14 protein-coding genes are annotated in these 15490 nt (G+C 32.3%); 7 read left to right on the top strand and 7 right to left on the bottom strand.

Annotated elements, in window-relative coordinates; translation table 11 throughout:
* Positions 1 to 208 precede the first annotated feature (208 nt).
* The 3 genes from Q0829_RS10120 to Q0829_RS10110 form a co-directional block, all read right to left on the bottom strand.
* Positions 209 to 1132 (bottom strand): DMT family transporter, encoded by a 924-nt coding sequence (locus Q0829_RS10120; protein ID WP_298542067.1) that lies wholly within the window; start codon positions 1130 to 1132, stop codon positions 209 to 211.
* 208 nt (positions 1133 to 1340) lie between these two features.
* Positions 1341 to 1757: a hypothetical protein gene (locus tag Q0829_RS10115; protein ID WP_298542065.1), complete on the bottom strand. Its 417-nt coding sequence runs from the start codon at positions 1755 to 1757 to the stop codon at positions 1341 to 1343.
* Between the two features lie 18 nt (positions 1758 to 1775).
* Positions 1776 to 2294, bottom strand: coding sequence for a GNAT family protein (locus tag Q0829_RS10110; protein WP_298542064.1), 519 nt, complete (start codon positions 2292 to 2294; stop codon positions 1776 to 1778).
* A gap of 125 nt (positions 2295 to 2419) precedes the next feature.
* Here Q0829_RS10110 and crtD point away from each other — a divergent pair, with 125 nt between their 5' ends.
* The 3 genes from crtD to Q0829_RS10095 are packed head-to-tail and all read left to right on the top strand — an operon-like array spanning position 2420 to position 5680.
* Positions 2420 to 3901 carry a 1-hydroxycarotenoid 3,4-desaturase CrtD gene (gene crtD / locus Q0829_RS10105; protein ID WP_298542062.1) on the top strand — a complete coding sequence of 494 codons (1482 nt, stop codon included), beginning with the start codon at positions 2420 to 2422 and terminating at the stop codon, positions 3899 to 3901.
* A 3-nt stretch (positions 3902 to 3904) separates the two neighbouring features.
* Positions 3905 to 4531, top strand: coding sequence for a carotenoid biosynthesis protein (locus Q0829_RS10100; RefSeq protein WP_298542061.1), 627 nt, complete (start codon positions 3905 to 3907; stop codon positions 4529 to 4531).
* Positions 4532 to 5680 (top strand): lycopene cyclase family protein, encoded by a 1149-nt coding sequence (locus Q0829_RS10095; protein WP_298542059.1) that lies wholly within the window; start codon positions 4532 to 4534, stop codon positions 5678 to 5680.
* A gap of 1 nt (position 5681) precedes the next feature.
* Here the strand turns inward: Q0829_RS10095 and Q0829_RS10090 are convergent, their stop codons facing one another.
* Both Q0829_RS10090 and Q0829_RS10085 read right to left on the bottom strand, forming a co-directional pair.
* Positions 5682 to 6725: a transglutaminase-like domain-containing protein gene (locus Q0829_RS10090; protein ID WP_298542057.1), complete on the bottom strand. Its 1044-nt coding sequence runs from the start codon at positions 6723 to 6725 to the stop codon at positions 5682 to 5684.
* A 73-nt stretch (positions 6726 to 6798) separates the two neighbouring features.
* Positions 6799 to 7533, bottom strand: a complete 735-nt coding sequence (locus Q0829_RS10085) for a TerB family tellurite resistance protein (RefSeq protein WP_298542056.1) — start codon at positions 7531 to 7533, stop codon at positions 6799 to 6801.
* A gap of 210 nt (positions 7534 to 7743) precedes the next feature.
* On the opposite strand from Q0829_RS10085, the gene Q0829_RS10080 reads away from it, so the two are divergent.
* The 4 genes from Q0829_RS10080 to Q0829_RS10065 all read left to right on the top strand — a co-directional run bounded on the left by Q0829_RS10080 (position 7744) and on the right by Q0829_RS10065 (position 10780).
* The gene (locus tag Q0829_RS10080; RefSeq protein WP_298542054.1) at positions 7744 to 8154 is read left to right on the top strand and encodes a BrxA/BrxB family bacilliredoxin; all 411 of its coding nucleotides are present in this window, start codon (positions 7744 to 7746) and stop codon (positions 8152 to 8154) included.
* A 191-nt stretch (positions 8155 to 8345) separates the two neighbouring features.
* Entirely contained in the window at positions 8346 to 9104 is a 759-nt protein-coding gene (locus Q0829_RS10075) for a lysophospholipid acyltransferase family protein (protein ID WP_298542052.1), read from the top strand.
* 10 nt (positions 9105 to 9114) lie between these two features.
* On the top strand, positions 9115 to 10116 hold the full coding sequence (locus Q0829_RS10070; RefSeq protein ID WP_298542050.1) for an acyl-ACP desaturase: 1002 nt from the start codon (positions 9115 to 9117) through the stop codon (positions 10114 to 10116).
* Between the two features lie 13 nt (positions 10117 to 10129).
* Positions 10130 to 10780 (top strand): HD domain-containing protein, encoded by a 651-nt coding sequence (locus Q0829_RS10065; protein ID WP_298542049.1) that lies wholly within the window; start codon positions 10130 to 10132, stop codon positions 10778 to 10780.
* 113 nt (positions 10781 to 10893) lie between these two features.
* Here the strand turns inward: Q0829_RS10065 and Q0829_RS10060 are convergent, their stop codons facing one another.
* Complete coding sequence (locus tag Q0829_RS10060; RefSeq protein WP_298542048.1) at positions 10894 to 14178, bottom strand: discoidin domain-containing protein; 3285 nt, start codon at positions 14176 to 14178, stop codon at positions 10894 to 10896.
* Positions 14179 to 14984: 806 nt separating this feature from the next.
* Positions 14985 to 15401 (bottom strand): hypothetical protein, encoded by a 417-nt coding sequence (locus Q0829_RS10055; RefSeq protein WP_298542045.1) that lies wholly within the window; start codon positions 15399 to 15401, stop codon positions 14985 to 14987.
* Positions 15402 to 15490: the final 89 nt, after the last annotated feature.

The following is a 15490-nucleotide window of genomic DNA, read 5'->3' as shown; positions in this document are numbered from 1 at the left end:
ATTTTGATAGCATACTATTTTGATTATAAGGCTAACAAAAAACAGTTTGTTTCTGATCTTAAAGGAGGGTTGTTTTTTCTACTATTATTGCTTCTGTCATTTATCTTTATATATTTCATTCTAAATATGGGAATTCTATATGCCGTTTTGGCGATTGGAATTGTAATTCCGATAATTTTATTGGTAAAGCATTTTGCTAAAAGGTAATCTATTTCCTTTTGAACCATTTTAAGGAGCCATTACTACTAATTAAATATACGCCAACAAAAATTAAAACACAGCATAATAGTTTTGCGACAGTAATGTCTCCTTTATACTCACTATTAACTACGAAATATGCTATACCAGCCACTAATAGCATTGCCACAGCAGGTTGAACATATATATAACTACTGGAAACCGTAGGTTTTACAAATTGTAGGGCAAACATATTTAATAAGTATGCTAAAAATGTAGGGCCGACAATTACATAAAATAAGGATATCCAATTAGAAGTTTCGTAGGACCCAAAATCTGTATCCAGTAATTGACCAATACAAAAAGGAAACATGAAGATAAAACCAAAGAAAAAAGTCCAAATAATAACAGTGATAGGTTTATATTTTACCATTAGTGGTTTTACAAGAACCAAGTAGAAAGCAAATGCCAATGCATTAATCCCAATAAATAGATTTCCTTTTAAAGATCCTGTACCTAAACCGGAGTTGCCTAGATAAATGAGCAGAACGGCACCGCCTCCACCAATACAGATACCGATTATCCGTGGTAGTGTTAACGGTTCTTTTAATAGAAAGTAACTAATAATGACGGTAAATATGGGCATCGCGGTAACAATAATTGCCGCATCTACAGGAGAAGTCAAACTCAATCCATTCATAGAGAAGAATTGATTTGTAGCAACACCCAATAAACCACATAGTAGTAACCTGGGTATATCTTTTTTTTGGACTTGTTCTTTGATAAAAAGCTTTAGTATAAAGAACAGGAGTCCAGCTCCACTAATTCTAAGGAAAACCAGAGCAGAAGCCCCTATTTTGTCGGGCATTAATCCTTTTGCTATAAGATAATTGGCTCCATAAATCATATTAACACTTAGTAATGCAATATGAGCTTTGGCTTTATTAGAAATCATCCCGTAAAGTTAATGAAACCCTATTTTAAAAAGTTTGAAAAACGCATTTAAAATAATTGGTTAAATTAATACCATTGAAAAAAGGAATCCAACTTATATATTACGAAAAATCTTATTTTGATTTTTTTAGAATTATTGGAATAGGTGATTTAGTTAATAAGGTCGTGATAAAATATAATTACTTAAAGTAATATTTGACAATTATTATCTATTTAACAACCATCTCCAAATAGTAATCTGAAGGATCTGTTTTTTGATCACCAGATGGATGTGGACTTAGGTTATACCCATAAATAGTTTTATCTCCTGATTTTAGGATTTCTTTGTTGTTGTCAGGAGTGCTTCCTTTGGCTCCAATAATGATTTGTCTTTGTTCTAGAAGAGTATCATTCTCGTATACTCCAATTAAGACTTTTGCTTGTCCTTCCCATACGCAAGTGACATATGTTGGGCAACGCGAATCTTCGATTACTTTAACAAATTGTATACTTTTAGTGTCAAAATCAGCTTTCTTACCAATTTTTAACTTAGTAATTATTTTAGGAGGTTTTACCTTTTTTGTAGTGTTTTGAGCTTTTATAAAAAAAGGACTAAAAACTAAAAGTAAATAGATGAATCGTTTCATTATAATTAAGTGTTTATTTTATTCTTGATTTTTATTTATTATAAAATATCTATGTTCGTCTAGAATTCTACCATTCTTAACAACAGCTTTTTGGAATATTCCTTCTTTACTATATCCGTTTTTTTCTAATGTTCTCATGGATGCGATATTATGCTCGAATATACCTGAAAAAATTCTAATTAAATTTAATTTTTCAAATCCATATTTGGTTATTAAAGCTACAGCCTTTGTTGCAATTCCATTTCCCCAATATGGTTCGCCTATCCAATATCCTATTTCGGCAGATTTCCGATAAACATCCTCTTGTATTATTAAACTTATTACACCACAAAGTTCGTTTTTAAATTCAATGCCAAAACTTTGTTTTGGATTTTGCGTTTTTGTAAATTTAATAAAAGATTCTGCATCATTTTCATGATAAGGATTTGGAATATAATCCCTTAAATTATTCCAGATATTTTTATTATTAGCAAGTCTTGCAAGCTGTAATTTATCAGATAATTCTAATTCTCTTATTTTAATTTGTTGATCTTTCAAATTCTTAAATCTATTGAGAAACTGTATTTAGATATATTTAAAATTAAAGATAGATAAAAAACCATGCCAAATTATTCAAAATACAATCACTTTCTGTTTTTTACTAATATCTTTACGCACAGAATATGTCAAATAAGAAAGTAATAATTATAGGATCTGGTATTGCGGGGCTTGCGGCAGCAATTCGTTTACGAAACCAAAACTTTGATGTACGGGTTTATGAAACCAATACCTATCCAGGCGGTAAATTAACCGAAATCAATGCAGATGGCTATCGTTTCGATTGTGGTCCTTCATTATTTACGATGCCGCAATTCGTAACTGAGTTATTTGATAATTCTAAGAAAAAAGTTTTAGATTATTTTGAATATTCTAAGAAAGAAGTGGTTTGCAATTACTTTTATGAAGATGGAACCAGGTTTTCTGCTCTAGCCGATGCCAAAAAATTTGCAAATGAAGCAGGAAAGATTTTCAATGTAGAGGAAACAGAAGTACTTAGATATTTTAAAAATAGTAAACTTAAATATGATTTAACTTCTTCTCTGTTTCTTGAAAAATCACTGCATAAATTAACAACATACTTATCCTTTGATACTATAAAGGCTATTACAAGAATAGGAAGTTTAGGAATTAATACTAATTTACATCATCTTAATAGTAATAGTTTTAAAGATCCAAAATTGGTTCAGTTTTTTGATCGATTTGCTACATATAATGGATCTTCTCCTTATCTAACTCCTGGAATTATGTCCATGATTCCTCATTTAGAACAGTACTATGGAACTTTTTTTCCAAAAGGTGGAATGCATAGTATTACCAAAAGTCTTTATCAATTAGCACTGGATCTTGGTGTCGCCTTTCATTTTGAATCCAAAGTAGATCAAATTGTTGTAAAAAAGAAAAAAGCAACAGGAGTTATAATAAATAATAAATATTTGGAAGCCGATATCATAATATCAAACATGGATGTAGTTCCAACCTATCGTAAACTACTTCCTGACCAAAAACCTCCAGATAAAACATTGAAACAACCTAGATCAAGTTCTGCGCTGATTTTTTATTGGGGGATAAAAAAACAGTTTCCTGAACTGGATTTGCATAATATCTTTTTTTCAAAAAACTATAAAGAAGAGTTCCAGCATATTTTCGAAAAGAAAAAAGTGTTTAATGATCCGACAGTTTATATTAATATTACATCCAAAAATGAATCAAATGATGCTCCGAAAGGATGCGAAAATTGGTTTGTAATGATCAATGTTCCTGGTAATGAAGGTCAAGATTGGGATGAGATTATTAATCAGTCTAGAAAAAATATTCTAGACAAGTTGTCAAGATTATTGAACACTAATATTGAAAATTTAATAGAAACAGAACAGATTTTAGACCCAAGAAGTATAGAGGCTAATACTCAATCATATCAGGGTTCCTTGTATGGTTCTAGTAGTAATAATAAGTATGCTGCTTTTTTACGACATCCTAATTTTTCAAAAAGTATTAAGAACCTTTATTTTTGCGGAGGCAGTGTTCATCCAGGTGGGGGAATTCCATTGTGCTTGTTATCTGGAAAAATAGTTTCCGAATTAATACAGAAAGATTTTAAACCCTAAAACATGAGTGCAGAAAGAAGGTTAGTTATTTCTATCATACTAATTTGGTTATTCAACATTTCCGGAATTATAGGGATTCTTATCGGTTATGATGATTGGTTTTTACCGTTAACACCTCTTAATTTATTACTGTATTTAGTGCTTATTATTTGGAACTCTAAATTCAGCAAATTTTTGATTTTAGGTCTACTAATTCCTTTTAGTATTGGAATGATTACGGAATATTTGGGGGTGAATCACGGATTGATTTTTGGTAATTATCAATATGGTGAAAACTTAGGATTTAAAATCTTGGGAGTTCCCTGGATTATAGGAGTAAATTGGGCTCTATTAGTTTATTGTACTTCGGCTATTTCAAAAAAAATACATCATAATTTAGTGTTTTCTTCATTTATTGGAGCGGTGTTAATGGTTGCACTGGATGTTATTATTGAAGTTTCTGCCCCAAGATTTGATTTTTGGGAGTTTAAGAATGGAATAGTTCCTTTACAAAATTATGTTGGGTGGTTGGTCACTGCATTTATAGCACATCTTTTATTTCAAAAAATTTGTAAAATCTTACATTATGGGATATCCATTCATACTTTCGTAGCTATATTTATCTTTTTCACCACGTTTTTATTCTTTTAGATGCAAAAATATGATTACATCATTACAGGTACAGGAGCATCAGGTTTGATGTTAGTATATCATATGTTGACAGATGATTTTTTTGATCAAAAACAGATACTTTTAATTGATAAAGAAATAAAAAATCAAAATGACCGTACCTGGTGTTTTTGGGAAAAAAAAGAAGGAGTGTGGGATACTGTAGTTTCTAAAAAGTGGAATCATATTTTCTTTGGCAGTACAGATTTTTCGGATACAATAGATATTTCACCTTATACTTACAAACAGATTCGAAGTAAGGATTTTTACAATTTTGTTTTTACATTTTTGCAGGAAAAGTCTAATGTCACTTTGGTGCAAGAAAAGTTAATTGGTCTTAATGATGAAGGCAGGATAGTAGAAGTAGAAACAGATCAAAAAAAATACTTGGGAGATAAAGTTTTCAATAGTGTTCTATTATCTTCCGCGTATAAAACACAACGACAATATCCACTATTAAATCAACATTTTATAGGATGGTTCATAAAAACTGAAACTCCTGTTTTTGATACAGAAACAGCTACTTTTATGGATTTTACCGTGGATCAGAAAGGTAATACACGGTTTATGTATTTTTTGCCAACTTCTGAAACTGAGGCTCTCTTTGAATACACATTATTCTCTAAAGATCTTCTTTCTAAATCAGCATACGAAACAGAAATCAAAGCATATTTAGAGTCCAAAGGAATCAAAGAATATCAAATTACAGAAAAAGAAAAAGGTTGTATTCCAATGACCTGTTATGAATTTAGAAAACAAAATTCTGCTAATATAATTCATATAGGAACAGCTGGCGGATGGACCAAACCCAGTACCGGTTTTACATTTCAAAACTCAGAGAAAAGGGTAAGAAAACTTGTAAAGTTTCTTAAGAGAAATAATGACTTATCCAGGTTTGAAAAGCGAACTAAATTTTGGTATTATGATTTGTTGTTACTAGATCTTTTATCAAAAGAAAATCAAAACGGAGCCAGTCTATTTTCAAGGTTATTCAGAAGAAATAAAACAACCACGATCCTTAAGTTTTTAGATGAAGAAACATCATTTTTAGAAGATCTAAAGATTATGTCGACGATGCCAATAGTAAAGTTTTTAAAAACGATCTGGAATCGATTACTTAAACAAAATTGATTTATTCTATTTTAAAACCAACCATTGGGATTTCATTTATGACAATGATGAGTTCTTTAGCATTAGGAATAGCAGTTAAATCAATATCGAACCCAATTTTTCCTTCATTGTATGCTATTTCTCCAGTATAATTGAACTGTTTGTTGTTAATTAAGTATATGATGGAGTATACTGGTTGTGTATATTCAATAATAAATTCCTGAATAGTGTTGTCTTTTTTCCTTAGGATTCCTGTAGAAGGAGTAATTAAATTAAAATCTTGAGACTTTTTGTGGTTATATAATAATGGAGCTTCAGAAAATGTTTCTTTATCAATACTTCCGGTTAATAAACTATTTTCATAAAAATCCGGATAGTGCTCTTTTATAAATATTTCAGGAGCTGTTCCGAAGTAAAAATAATTTGGTTTTTCTACAAATCTTTTAGCGTCAATATCATAATAACCAGTACTTCCCCAAGTAGCATCAATTAAATATTTTTTGAAATTGATTTCTATGATGTTCCATGCGTGATCAATCCGATATTCTTTTCCTATATGATTTATTTGATTTTTAGCTTTTCCTAATACATAAAAACAAGTAATGTCAAGATGGTCACAAAGATCCTTATAAAGCTGCGTATATCCTTCGCAAACGGCAGTTCCATTTGATATTACTCTTTTAGAAATTTTTTCTCTGTATTTTTTTTCAGTTTTTAAGTGCTTTTTGGATCCTGATTTTGTTTTGTCATAATCCATATAATTAGTGGAACGAAAACTCGGGAAAGGGTTATGTCTAACCGATTTATATGAATTAGCATAATCAGCATAATATTTTCCGGATTCTTTATAGTCGTACGATATGTTTTTTGTTATCCAGGAGAATATCGCTTTTGCTTTATCGAGTTCGGAATCAAAATCTTTTGAAATTTGATCTGCAAGCTTTTTTGAAGTCTTAAATTTTTTTGGATATAGATCCACAATAGAATCAATCCTATCAAAGTCTTGGCCATTGGATTGGTAAAAAGATAGTAGACTAAATAAAATAAGAAATACCAGCTTATACATATATTATTTTAGCATCAATTATTAAACCAAATAAGTTACAATTAATAGTTTAATTCTGAAAAAGAACTATTAGTTATATTATGCCACGTTCTTTTTGGATCTGCTCGTAAGCTTTTTGTACTTCCTTAAATTTTTCTTCAGCACCTTTGATATGAACAGGATCCATATGTTGTACTTTATCTGGATGGTATTTTTTGACCATCGTTCGATATGCCTTTTTGACTTCGGAATCAGACGCAGTTTTTTCGATCTCTAGAATTTTATAAGCGTGATCACCTGTTTTAAAGAACATTGCTTTGATGCTTTCAAAATCACTAAAATTCACACGCATGAAACCGGCCATTTTTTGAATTTCTATAGTTTCAGCTTTGCTAACACTTCCATCTGCGTTGGCAATTCCGAATAGAAAATGAAGAATCTGGAGTCTAGCAGCATATCGAGTACGCTGGGTAAGAAACATGCAAATTCGTTGGGCAGAGATTTCTCGGTTTTTTATAATTTCGTTAAATGTTCTGAAGGTGGCATTGGCACGTTCTTTCCCGTAGGCACTTACAAAGTATTGTCGTACATAATCTAGTTCCGTTTGATTAACGCGACCATCTGCTTTGATAACAATAGATGAAAGAGAAAGTAAATTCAGTTCAAAATCTCCAGGGCTTACCTGTTTTTCTTGATTGAATACTTGTGTAAAACTGCCACTTCCACTGCTTCTTGTAGCATCTAATAGGCTACCGAGTATAAAACCTAATATAGCTCCGGGAAACCTGAAAAATACTCCTCCTAATAAGGCTGCAATCCATTTAATCATTCATAGTCAATTTTGAAGGTGTAAAGATAATTCAATTATTTACACAATTTCATTTATATATTATTAGTAAGGTTCTATTGAATTTTGTTACTGAAAAATAATAACAAGTTAGTATTAGAAATCTTTTCCGACTACTTGGCAGTCATATGGATGTGGTACATTATTTGTATCTTTGTATGAAAATTTTAAATAAAAAAATAGTTAAGAAATATGTATCCAGCAGATTTAGTAAAACCAATGCGTGAGGATCTAACCAATATAGGTTTTGATGAATTACAAACAGCAGCAGATGTAGAAGCTGCAATTACAAAAGAAGGAACTACTTTAGTCGTTGTGAATTCGGTTTGTGGTTGTGCCGCAGCTAATGCAAGACCAGGAGCAAAAGCATCTTTGGCTAATAACAAAAAACCAGACAATTTAGTAACTGTATTTGCCGGAGTTGATCGTGAAGCAACGGATAAAGCACGTGGATATATGGTGCCGTTTCCGCCTTCATCGCCATCAATGGCTCTGTTTAAGAATGGAGAATTAGTACATATGCTAGAGCGTCATCATATCGAAGGAAGACCTGCAGATATGATAGCGGAAAATTTAAAAGATGCTTATAATGAGCATTGCTAGACCACTATAAGTCGATTCTAAAATATAGATAAAACCACTTACAACTGTAGGTGGTTTTTGTTTTGATATTATCTATAAGTTAAGAAATGTTTCCTAATGTTTTAGTGATCGTAATTTTATGGACTAAAGAATTGGCTAACTAAAAATAATATCAGACCTTGCACTATAGTAACACAAGTCAAAATTATTAATTGCTAAGAGAAGGTATGGGGGCTTTAAAAAGGATAATTTCATATCCGCTTTCGATAGTTTTCTATTTATTTTTTGGGTTAACACTGTTGGTTTTTCATCCATTACAGTGGTTAGGAGTTAAATTAGGCGGGGCAAAAGGACATAGAGGTGTAATAAACTTAATGAATCTTTGTTTACTGCGCTGCTTACATGTTTTAGGAGTAAGGATAAGCTTTAAAAACCAATATAAGTTACCCAAAGATCGTTCATTGATTATTGTTTCGAATCATCAAAGCATGTTTGATGTTCCCTTAATATCTTGGTATTTACATACCCATAAACCAAAATTTATTTCAAAAATTGAACTGGGTAAAGGAATTCCAAGTATTTCTTTTAATTTAAGACACGGAGGACACGCATTAATTGACAGAAAGAATGCAAAACAATCGATACCAGAAATTTCTAAATTTGGAAAGTTCATCGCTAAAAATAAATTTTCTGCTGTAATTTATCCTGAAGGGACAAGAAGTAGAAATGGTGAGCCAAAGCAATTTGCTCATACCGGATTAAAAATATTGCTTAAGAATGCTCCAGAAGCTTTGGTGGTTCCGGTGACGATCAATAATAGTTGGAAGTTAGTTCGATTTGGTAATTTTCCAATGGGAATTGGAATAAACCTTACTTTAGAGGTACAAGAACCAGTGGAGACTGCAGATATAACCACAGAAGAATTACTAGAAATTACAGAAAAGAGAGTAATTTCTACTATAAAAACGTAAATAAATAGTCATGGCTATAGATAATATTAGATTAGAAGTAATGCAATTGTTGGAAAAGAAGATAGAGTCTTTTATCGATAAATTTTTGATTCCAATAGATAGCGTATGGCAACCAACGGATTTTTTGCCTGATTCACAAAACGAAGATACTTTCTTTGATGAGGTTAAAGAGTTGAGAGAACTGGCAAAAGAACTTCCATACGATTTTTGGGTAGTTTTAGTAGGAGATACTATTACCGAAGAGGCACTTCCTACCTATGAATCTTGGTTAATGGATGTTGAGGGAGTCAATCAACACGAAGGTGAAGGTGGAAATGGTTGGTCTAGATGGGTTCGTTATTGGACAAGCGAAGAGAATCGACATGGAGATACTCTAAATAAATATTTGTATCTATCAGGAAGAGTAAATATGATAGAGGTAGAGCGAACTACACAACATTTAATTAATGATGGTTTTGATATTGGGACGGATAGAGATCCATACAAGAATTTTATATATACTAGTTTTCAGGAATTAGCTACAAATATTTCTCATAGTCGAGTGGCTAAGTTAGCTAGAGGATACTCAAACAAGTCGCTTGCTAAAATGTGTAAGATTATTGCAGGAGATGAAATGCGTCATTTTAATGCCTATAGTGAATTTGTAAAAAACATTTTTGAGGTAGATCCTAGCCAAATGATGGTGGCATTTAGTGATATGATGAAGCATAAAATCGTAATGCCGGCTGTGTTTTTAAGAGAATCAGGTAATACTATTGGTAGCGCTTTTGAAGAGTTTTCTAATGCAGCTCAACGATTAGGTGTGTATACTTCACAGGATTATATAGACATTATGCAACGTCTGATAGATAAATGGGAAATTGATAAACTAGTAGATCTTACAGATGATGCCGAAAAAGCGCGTGATTTTGTGATGAAATTACCAGCTAGAATGCAGCGCATAAGCGAAAGATTGGTAATTCCAGAAGAAGTTTTTGAATTTAAGTGGGTGCAACCTGCATTGATTAAATAAATAGTGAATACATATGATTGAAGATCAGATCATAAGTAAGACTATAGATTTTGTAAAAAATACGCTTCAGGACGCCGAAGGAGGACACGATTGGTTTCATATCCAAAGAGTGTTTAAAACATCACAAACCATAGCCAAAGAAGAGAATGTTGATTTTTTGATAGTTTCCCTTGGAGCATTACTTCATGATATAGCTGATTCTAAATTTCATAATGGAGATGAAACAATTGGACCTAAAGTAGCAAGTGATTTTTTAGTAAGTATAGAAGTTGATAAAAGCATCATAGATCATGTGGTTCTTATTATAGAAAACATCTCCTTTAAAGGAGGCAATACTACTCAAAATTTCACTTCTCCAGAATTAGATGTTATACAAGATGCAGATCGTCTGGATGCTATCGGAGCTATTGGAATTGCTAGGTGTTTTAATTACGGAGGCTTTAAAAATAGAGCGATATATAATCCAGAAATAGCACCTAAGCTAAATATGACAAAAGAACAATATAAAAGTTCTACTGCTCCAACGATTAATCATTTCTACGAAAAACTGTTACTGCTTAAAGATAGAATGAATACTTCAACTGGTAAAAGAATAGCTGAAGAAAGGCATCATTTTATGGAAATCTTTTTAAATCAGTTTTATAGAGAGTGGGAAGGGCAGTAAAAAAAGTATTTACCGCATGCAAACTTGCTATAAAATAAGTACAGAGTCAAAAGCAAAATTGCGTTGACCCTGTACCTTAAAAAAGCATAAATATGACGATTGCTTAAAACTTACTATTGTTTTAGAATTTTTATATTTTTCTCTACTCCATCTTTTTGCATCTTTAAAATGTAGAATCCTTTTGCTAATTTCTGTGTATCAATTGTCGCTTGTTTTCCATTGATAGAAACTTTAGTTTTCTGGACAGCACCATTTGATCCGATAAGTTGAATGGAACGAATTGTTTTTTTAGAGGTAATTCCATCTATGGTTATCTTATCTGTAAAAGGGATAGGAAATACTTTGATTCCATCAAAATCGGTAAGATCTACTAATGGAGGAGTAGTATCGGTGTTTTGTGCTGTAGGCATTCTAACGATTTGCTCCGATGTGTTATATCTAACCGTGAATTCTGCTACAGATGCCCATCGTTTGTCATCTACTTCAGAAAGTGCTCTGAAATAAAGATAACGACAATTGAAGGTGTTAAACTCTACTGTCTGTTTTAAAGTAGATTTCTGAAAAGTTCCTGCAGATAACTGAATCCAGGCAGTCCCATCCCAACCGAAAAGGATATAGTCTTTTACCATTCCTGTAGTACCTGTTTGTCTTCCTTGATAAGAAAACCCTACTAGGTCCCTTGATATACCAAGGTCAATGGCAATAAAATGAGGGTGGGATGTATTATCATCGTACCAATTAGAGTGCCAATAAGTGTTTGGGTTACCATCTGCTGCTTTTTCTTTAGCATGATCAGCATTTCCTGTTTCCTCACTATTAGTATCGTAGACCACGCAACCTTCGCAATTGTCAATAATATTTGGAGGATTGACAATAGTTCCTACTTCTACCTGTATCAAATTTGAGTAATTAGAGTAACTATCTACATCATAAGCTCTAACCCTATATGAATAAATTCCATCTGCTACGTTTTTATCAATATAGTTGGTTACACCAGTCCCTACATAATCTATTCTTTCGAACGAGTTACCACTGCTTCTTTCAATAGTAAAACCATTTTCATTATTAGAATTATCTTTCCAGGTTAAGGTCACATCATTTTGATTAACTTGCGATGTTAAATCACTTGGTGGATTGATTTCATCGGTGTCAGTACCTTCATCAAAAAGATCAGCTTCCCATATTCCACGGCCATAAGTAGCAACACGAATTTTTCGAGTTGGATAGTGTATTTCTAAATCTGAGGTTTGTACTCTTGGTAAGTTTGTAGAGAAAGGTATCCAGGAATCAAGTGTATCATTGGTATAATATACTCCAGACTGCATTCCTACGTATAATCCGTTGGCTACGGTATCATCAAAAACTAAACATTGAACAGAAATATTAGGTAGGTTTCCTCTTATGTTTGTCCAAGTATTTCCTGAGTTTGTAGAAATATATACTCTGGATCCTGTAGCTGCTATAGCTACTCTTTCAGGATTGTTAGGATCTACCGAGATAAAGTTTACATCTCCTCTAAAATCACTTACTTCAGTCCAAGAAGGATTGTTACTTTGCCCATTTTTGGTTCTCCATACTCTTCCTTCTTCAGCTATATAAATGTAGTTATTGTTAGAGTTTGCAATTGCTATTTCATCTAGTTTACCACTAATATTGATGTTTGCCGTAATGTTTCTCCAACTTCCATTACTTCCTCCATTATTGCTTCTATATAGGTTGCCATAACCAACATATATTTTTTTATTATCAATTGGATCCATCATAAAGGGAGTTACCCATTCTCCACTAAAATTCCCTGGTTTACTTATATTTCCAATACTATTTCCACCATCAGTACTTTTATAAAGAGATCCGAATTGAACAGTACCATAAACAGTATTTTTGTTTTTATGATCTATGAAGCATTCCATTCCATCAGCTCCTAACCATTCTTTAAACTGACGATTAGAACCGCTCATAATATTAGTTCCATTATCCTGAGCACCTCCTACGATCATATTGGCATCCGTTTTAGCGCCTCCAATACGATAATACTGTCTTACTGCTAATCCGCCTTGGGTAAGATCGGTTGTGTTATTTCCTCTATTTCGACTTCTAAAAATACCACCGTCAGAGCCTATATATATGGAACCTTTTATATACTGCATTACTTCTATATCGGCATGTACATAGGAACGATCACCAGGAGAACTCCAAGTAGCCAAGGTGGTAAAACTCGAACCGCCGTCCAAAGATCTGGAATAATTCATTCCTCCTACATGAACTTCATTTGCATTGGTGTCCGATACGGTGATAGCCATATCACGGGAAGCCTGAGTGAAATAAATCTGATCAGAGGAAATATTAGTGTAACTTGCACGAATACTAAAACTGGTTCCTTCGTTTAAGGATCTATATAGATATCCAAAACCGCTTCCTCTTTTCTGTACAAGATATACTGCGTTTGGATTTGCTGGCGTCACAGCCATCTTCATGCGTTCACTACTGGCAATACCGCTGGTAACTCGGTTAAAAGAGCGCCCACTGTTAGTAGATCGATAAAAACTTGTTCCGCAGGCGTACACTATATTTGTGTTTCCTGGTTTAAATGCTACATCTTCAGAACGTGTATTTAGAACATTGCTAAAATCGGCACCACCATTGGTGGACCTATAAAGAGCTTTAGTAGTACCGATAAATATAAGATCACTATTTGGGTGAATAAGGATAGTCCTAGGCGTACCACTTACCCTGTAAATTTGTGACCAAGAATCCCCACCATTAGTAGATTTCATAATCTGGCCTGCAGAATTTCCTAAATAAACAACGTTGCTGTTATTTGGATCTATAGCAATTGACCAGATAGACATATTTGCCATTCGATCTCCTAAGGGTTTCCAGTTTTGACCAGCATCAGTCGACTTCCAGATACCTCCTCCTGGAGATCCCGCATATATAGTATTTTGTTGGTTTGGTTCTACTGCTATTGCTGTAATTCTCCCTAATCCAGGTGACCAGCTTCTGGTACGTGTCCAGTTAAAAGGTCCAAGTTCGGTCCAACCACCGTTTTGTTGAGCATTTTTGTTTAAGGATTCTTTGTTTTTTTGTGAGTCTTCTAGAAATTTTTCAGTTTCATCTACAACTTTGCGATCACTTATTAGATAACCGTTAGTGTCAGCATTTCTTTTTGCCCAATATAAGTTTCGCATAAAAAGCTTATAACCGCTTCCTTTTCCTGTATTTTTATCTTTAAAATATCGTTTGCCAAGCTTTTCTAGTTTTGATATTTTGAAACTTTCTTCTTCCATAACTTGAAAGAATTCTTGTGCCGCAATAGGTAAGAAGCCTGTAATGATTATTAGAATAAAGAATAATAGATTTCTTTTTTTTAGAACTGGTTTTGATTTAGTGAGTAACATAATAATTGTTTTGGTTTTAAGGTATTATTAGTTTTAAATTGATTTAGTTTTTCACAAAAATGTATTTAAAGGTTTATAAGGATTGATATAATAAATACGACCGATTACTAGTAATCGATCAAAATGTTTATAAAATGAAGGAGTTGGTAAAGAACATTTTTCAGATCATACCTTCAAGTTGATTTTCAGATGTAGTTAGAAATGGTTTTATCCTATTCAAGTAATAAATTAGGATTAGAACCTAATGATTATAGGCTAACTTGAAATGAAATTAGCATATAAATTTTGGCAATGATAGGTGAGGTTTTGCATTGTAAGAGTTTTGAGGTTAGTGTAATGTTAATAATCATTAAATTGGTTAACCAAATTTACGTTTTTATTATGATAATCGAACAAAACAACGTTAAATAATTACCAAGCTTGTTTATGAATGATTAGAGCTAAATATTAGTGTTTTCTTATATTATTATAAACAACAGAAGTAGACGTGAAAAAGAATAATTTAGAAAATAATTTATCCTTTTGCAATAGGAGTTTTTTTTATACAATGGGAAGTTGTTAGCCTCAATAAAACTTTAAATAATGAAAAGATGGATTTATCTTTTCCGACATCTAAAGCTAAGACAAAGTATAGGTAAACAGTGATGAATTGTCTACCTATTATTATAGTATTCTAACGATCCGTTTTTTGATTTAATTTGATTGTTCGTTTTTTGATTATGCAAAAATGCCAACTGTAAATTCTACTATAAAAAGAAAATAGTTAAGGATAAAGTCTATTAAAATTTTTGTAAGTGCTATCATGATTAGTGATTTATAGTTCCGTTATTGATTGTTACTAGTTTTGATGAATATCTATGTACGAATTCTAAAGTGAATCTGTCAATTTCTTGATACCCCTCAACTTTTTTTATTAATAATTGATTTATTCTGTTAGCCTCAGAATTCAGGTCAGCATACTTGCAGTTTTTCAATTCATACTCAGCGGTTTCTGTAGAAATTCCTTTTTCGGAATTTGCTAAACCCTTCACGTACAAGAACTGCTTGACCTGATCGCATTCACAATTTGATTGTAAGACCTTTAGAATTGCGTTGGATTTATCTTCTACTTTATGATCGTAGAATATTGAATACGCTAAAATTCCAGCTATTATTCCAATAGAAAATAAAACAACTTGTTTTTTCATTATTAATACTTTTAGTGTAATAATTGTTTTGATCATTACCTTATCAAAGTACTTTTAAAAAAACAGTAATAACAAGGAAGTGAAACCCGTTTTAAAGAAAATCGGGTTGTTTTTACGTATTTAAA

The sequence above is a fragment of the uncultured Aquimarina sp. genome (genome assembly GCF_947492405.1).
GTDB lineage: Bacteria > Bacteroidota > Bacteroidia > Flavobacteriales > Flavobacteriaceae > Aquimarina.
The sequence above is the reverse complement of the archived record's forward strand: the minus strand, read 5'-3'. Positions and strand labels throughout refer to the sequence as shown.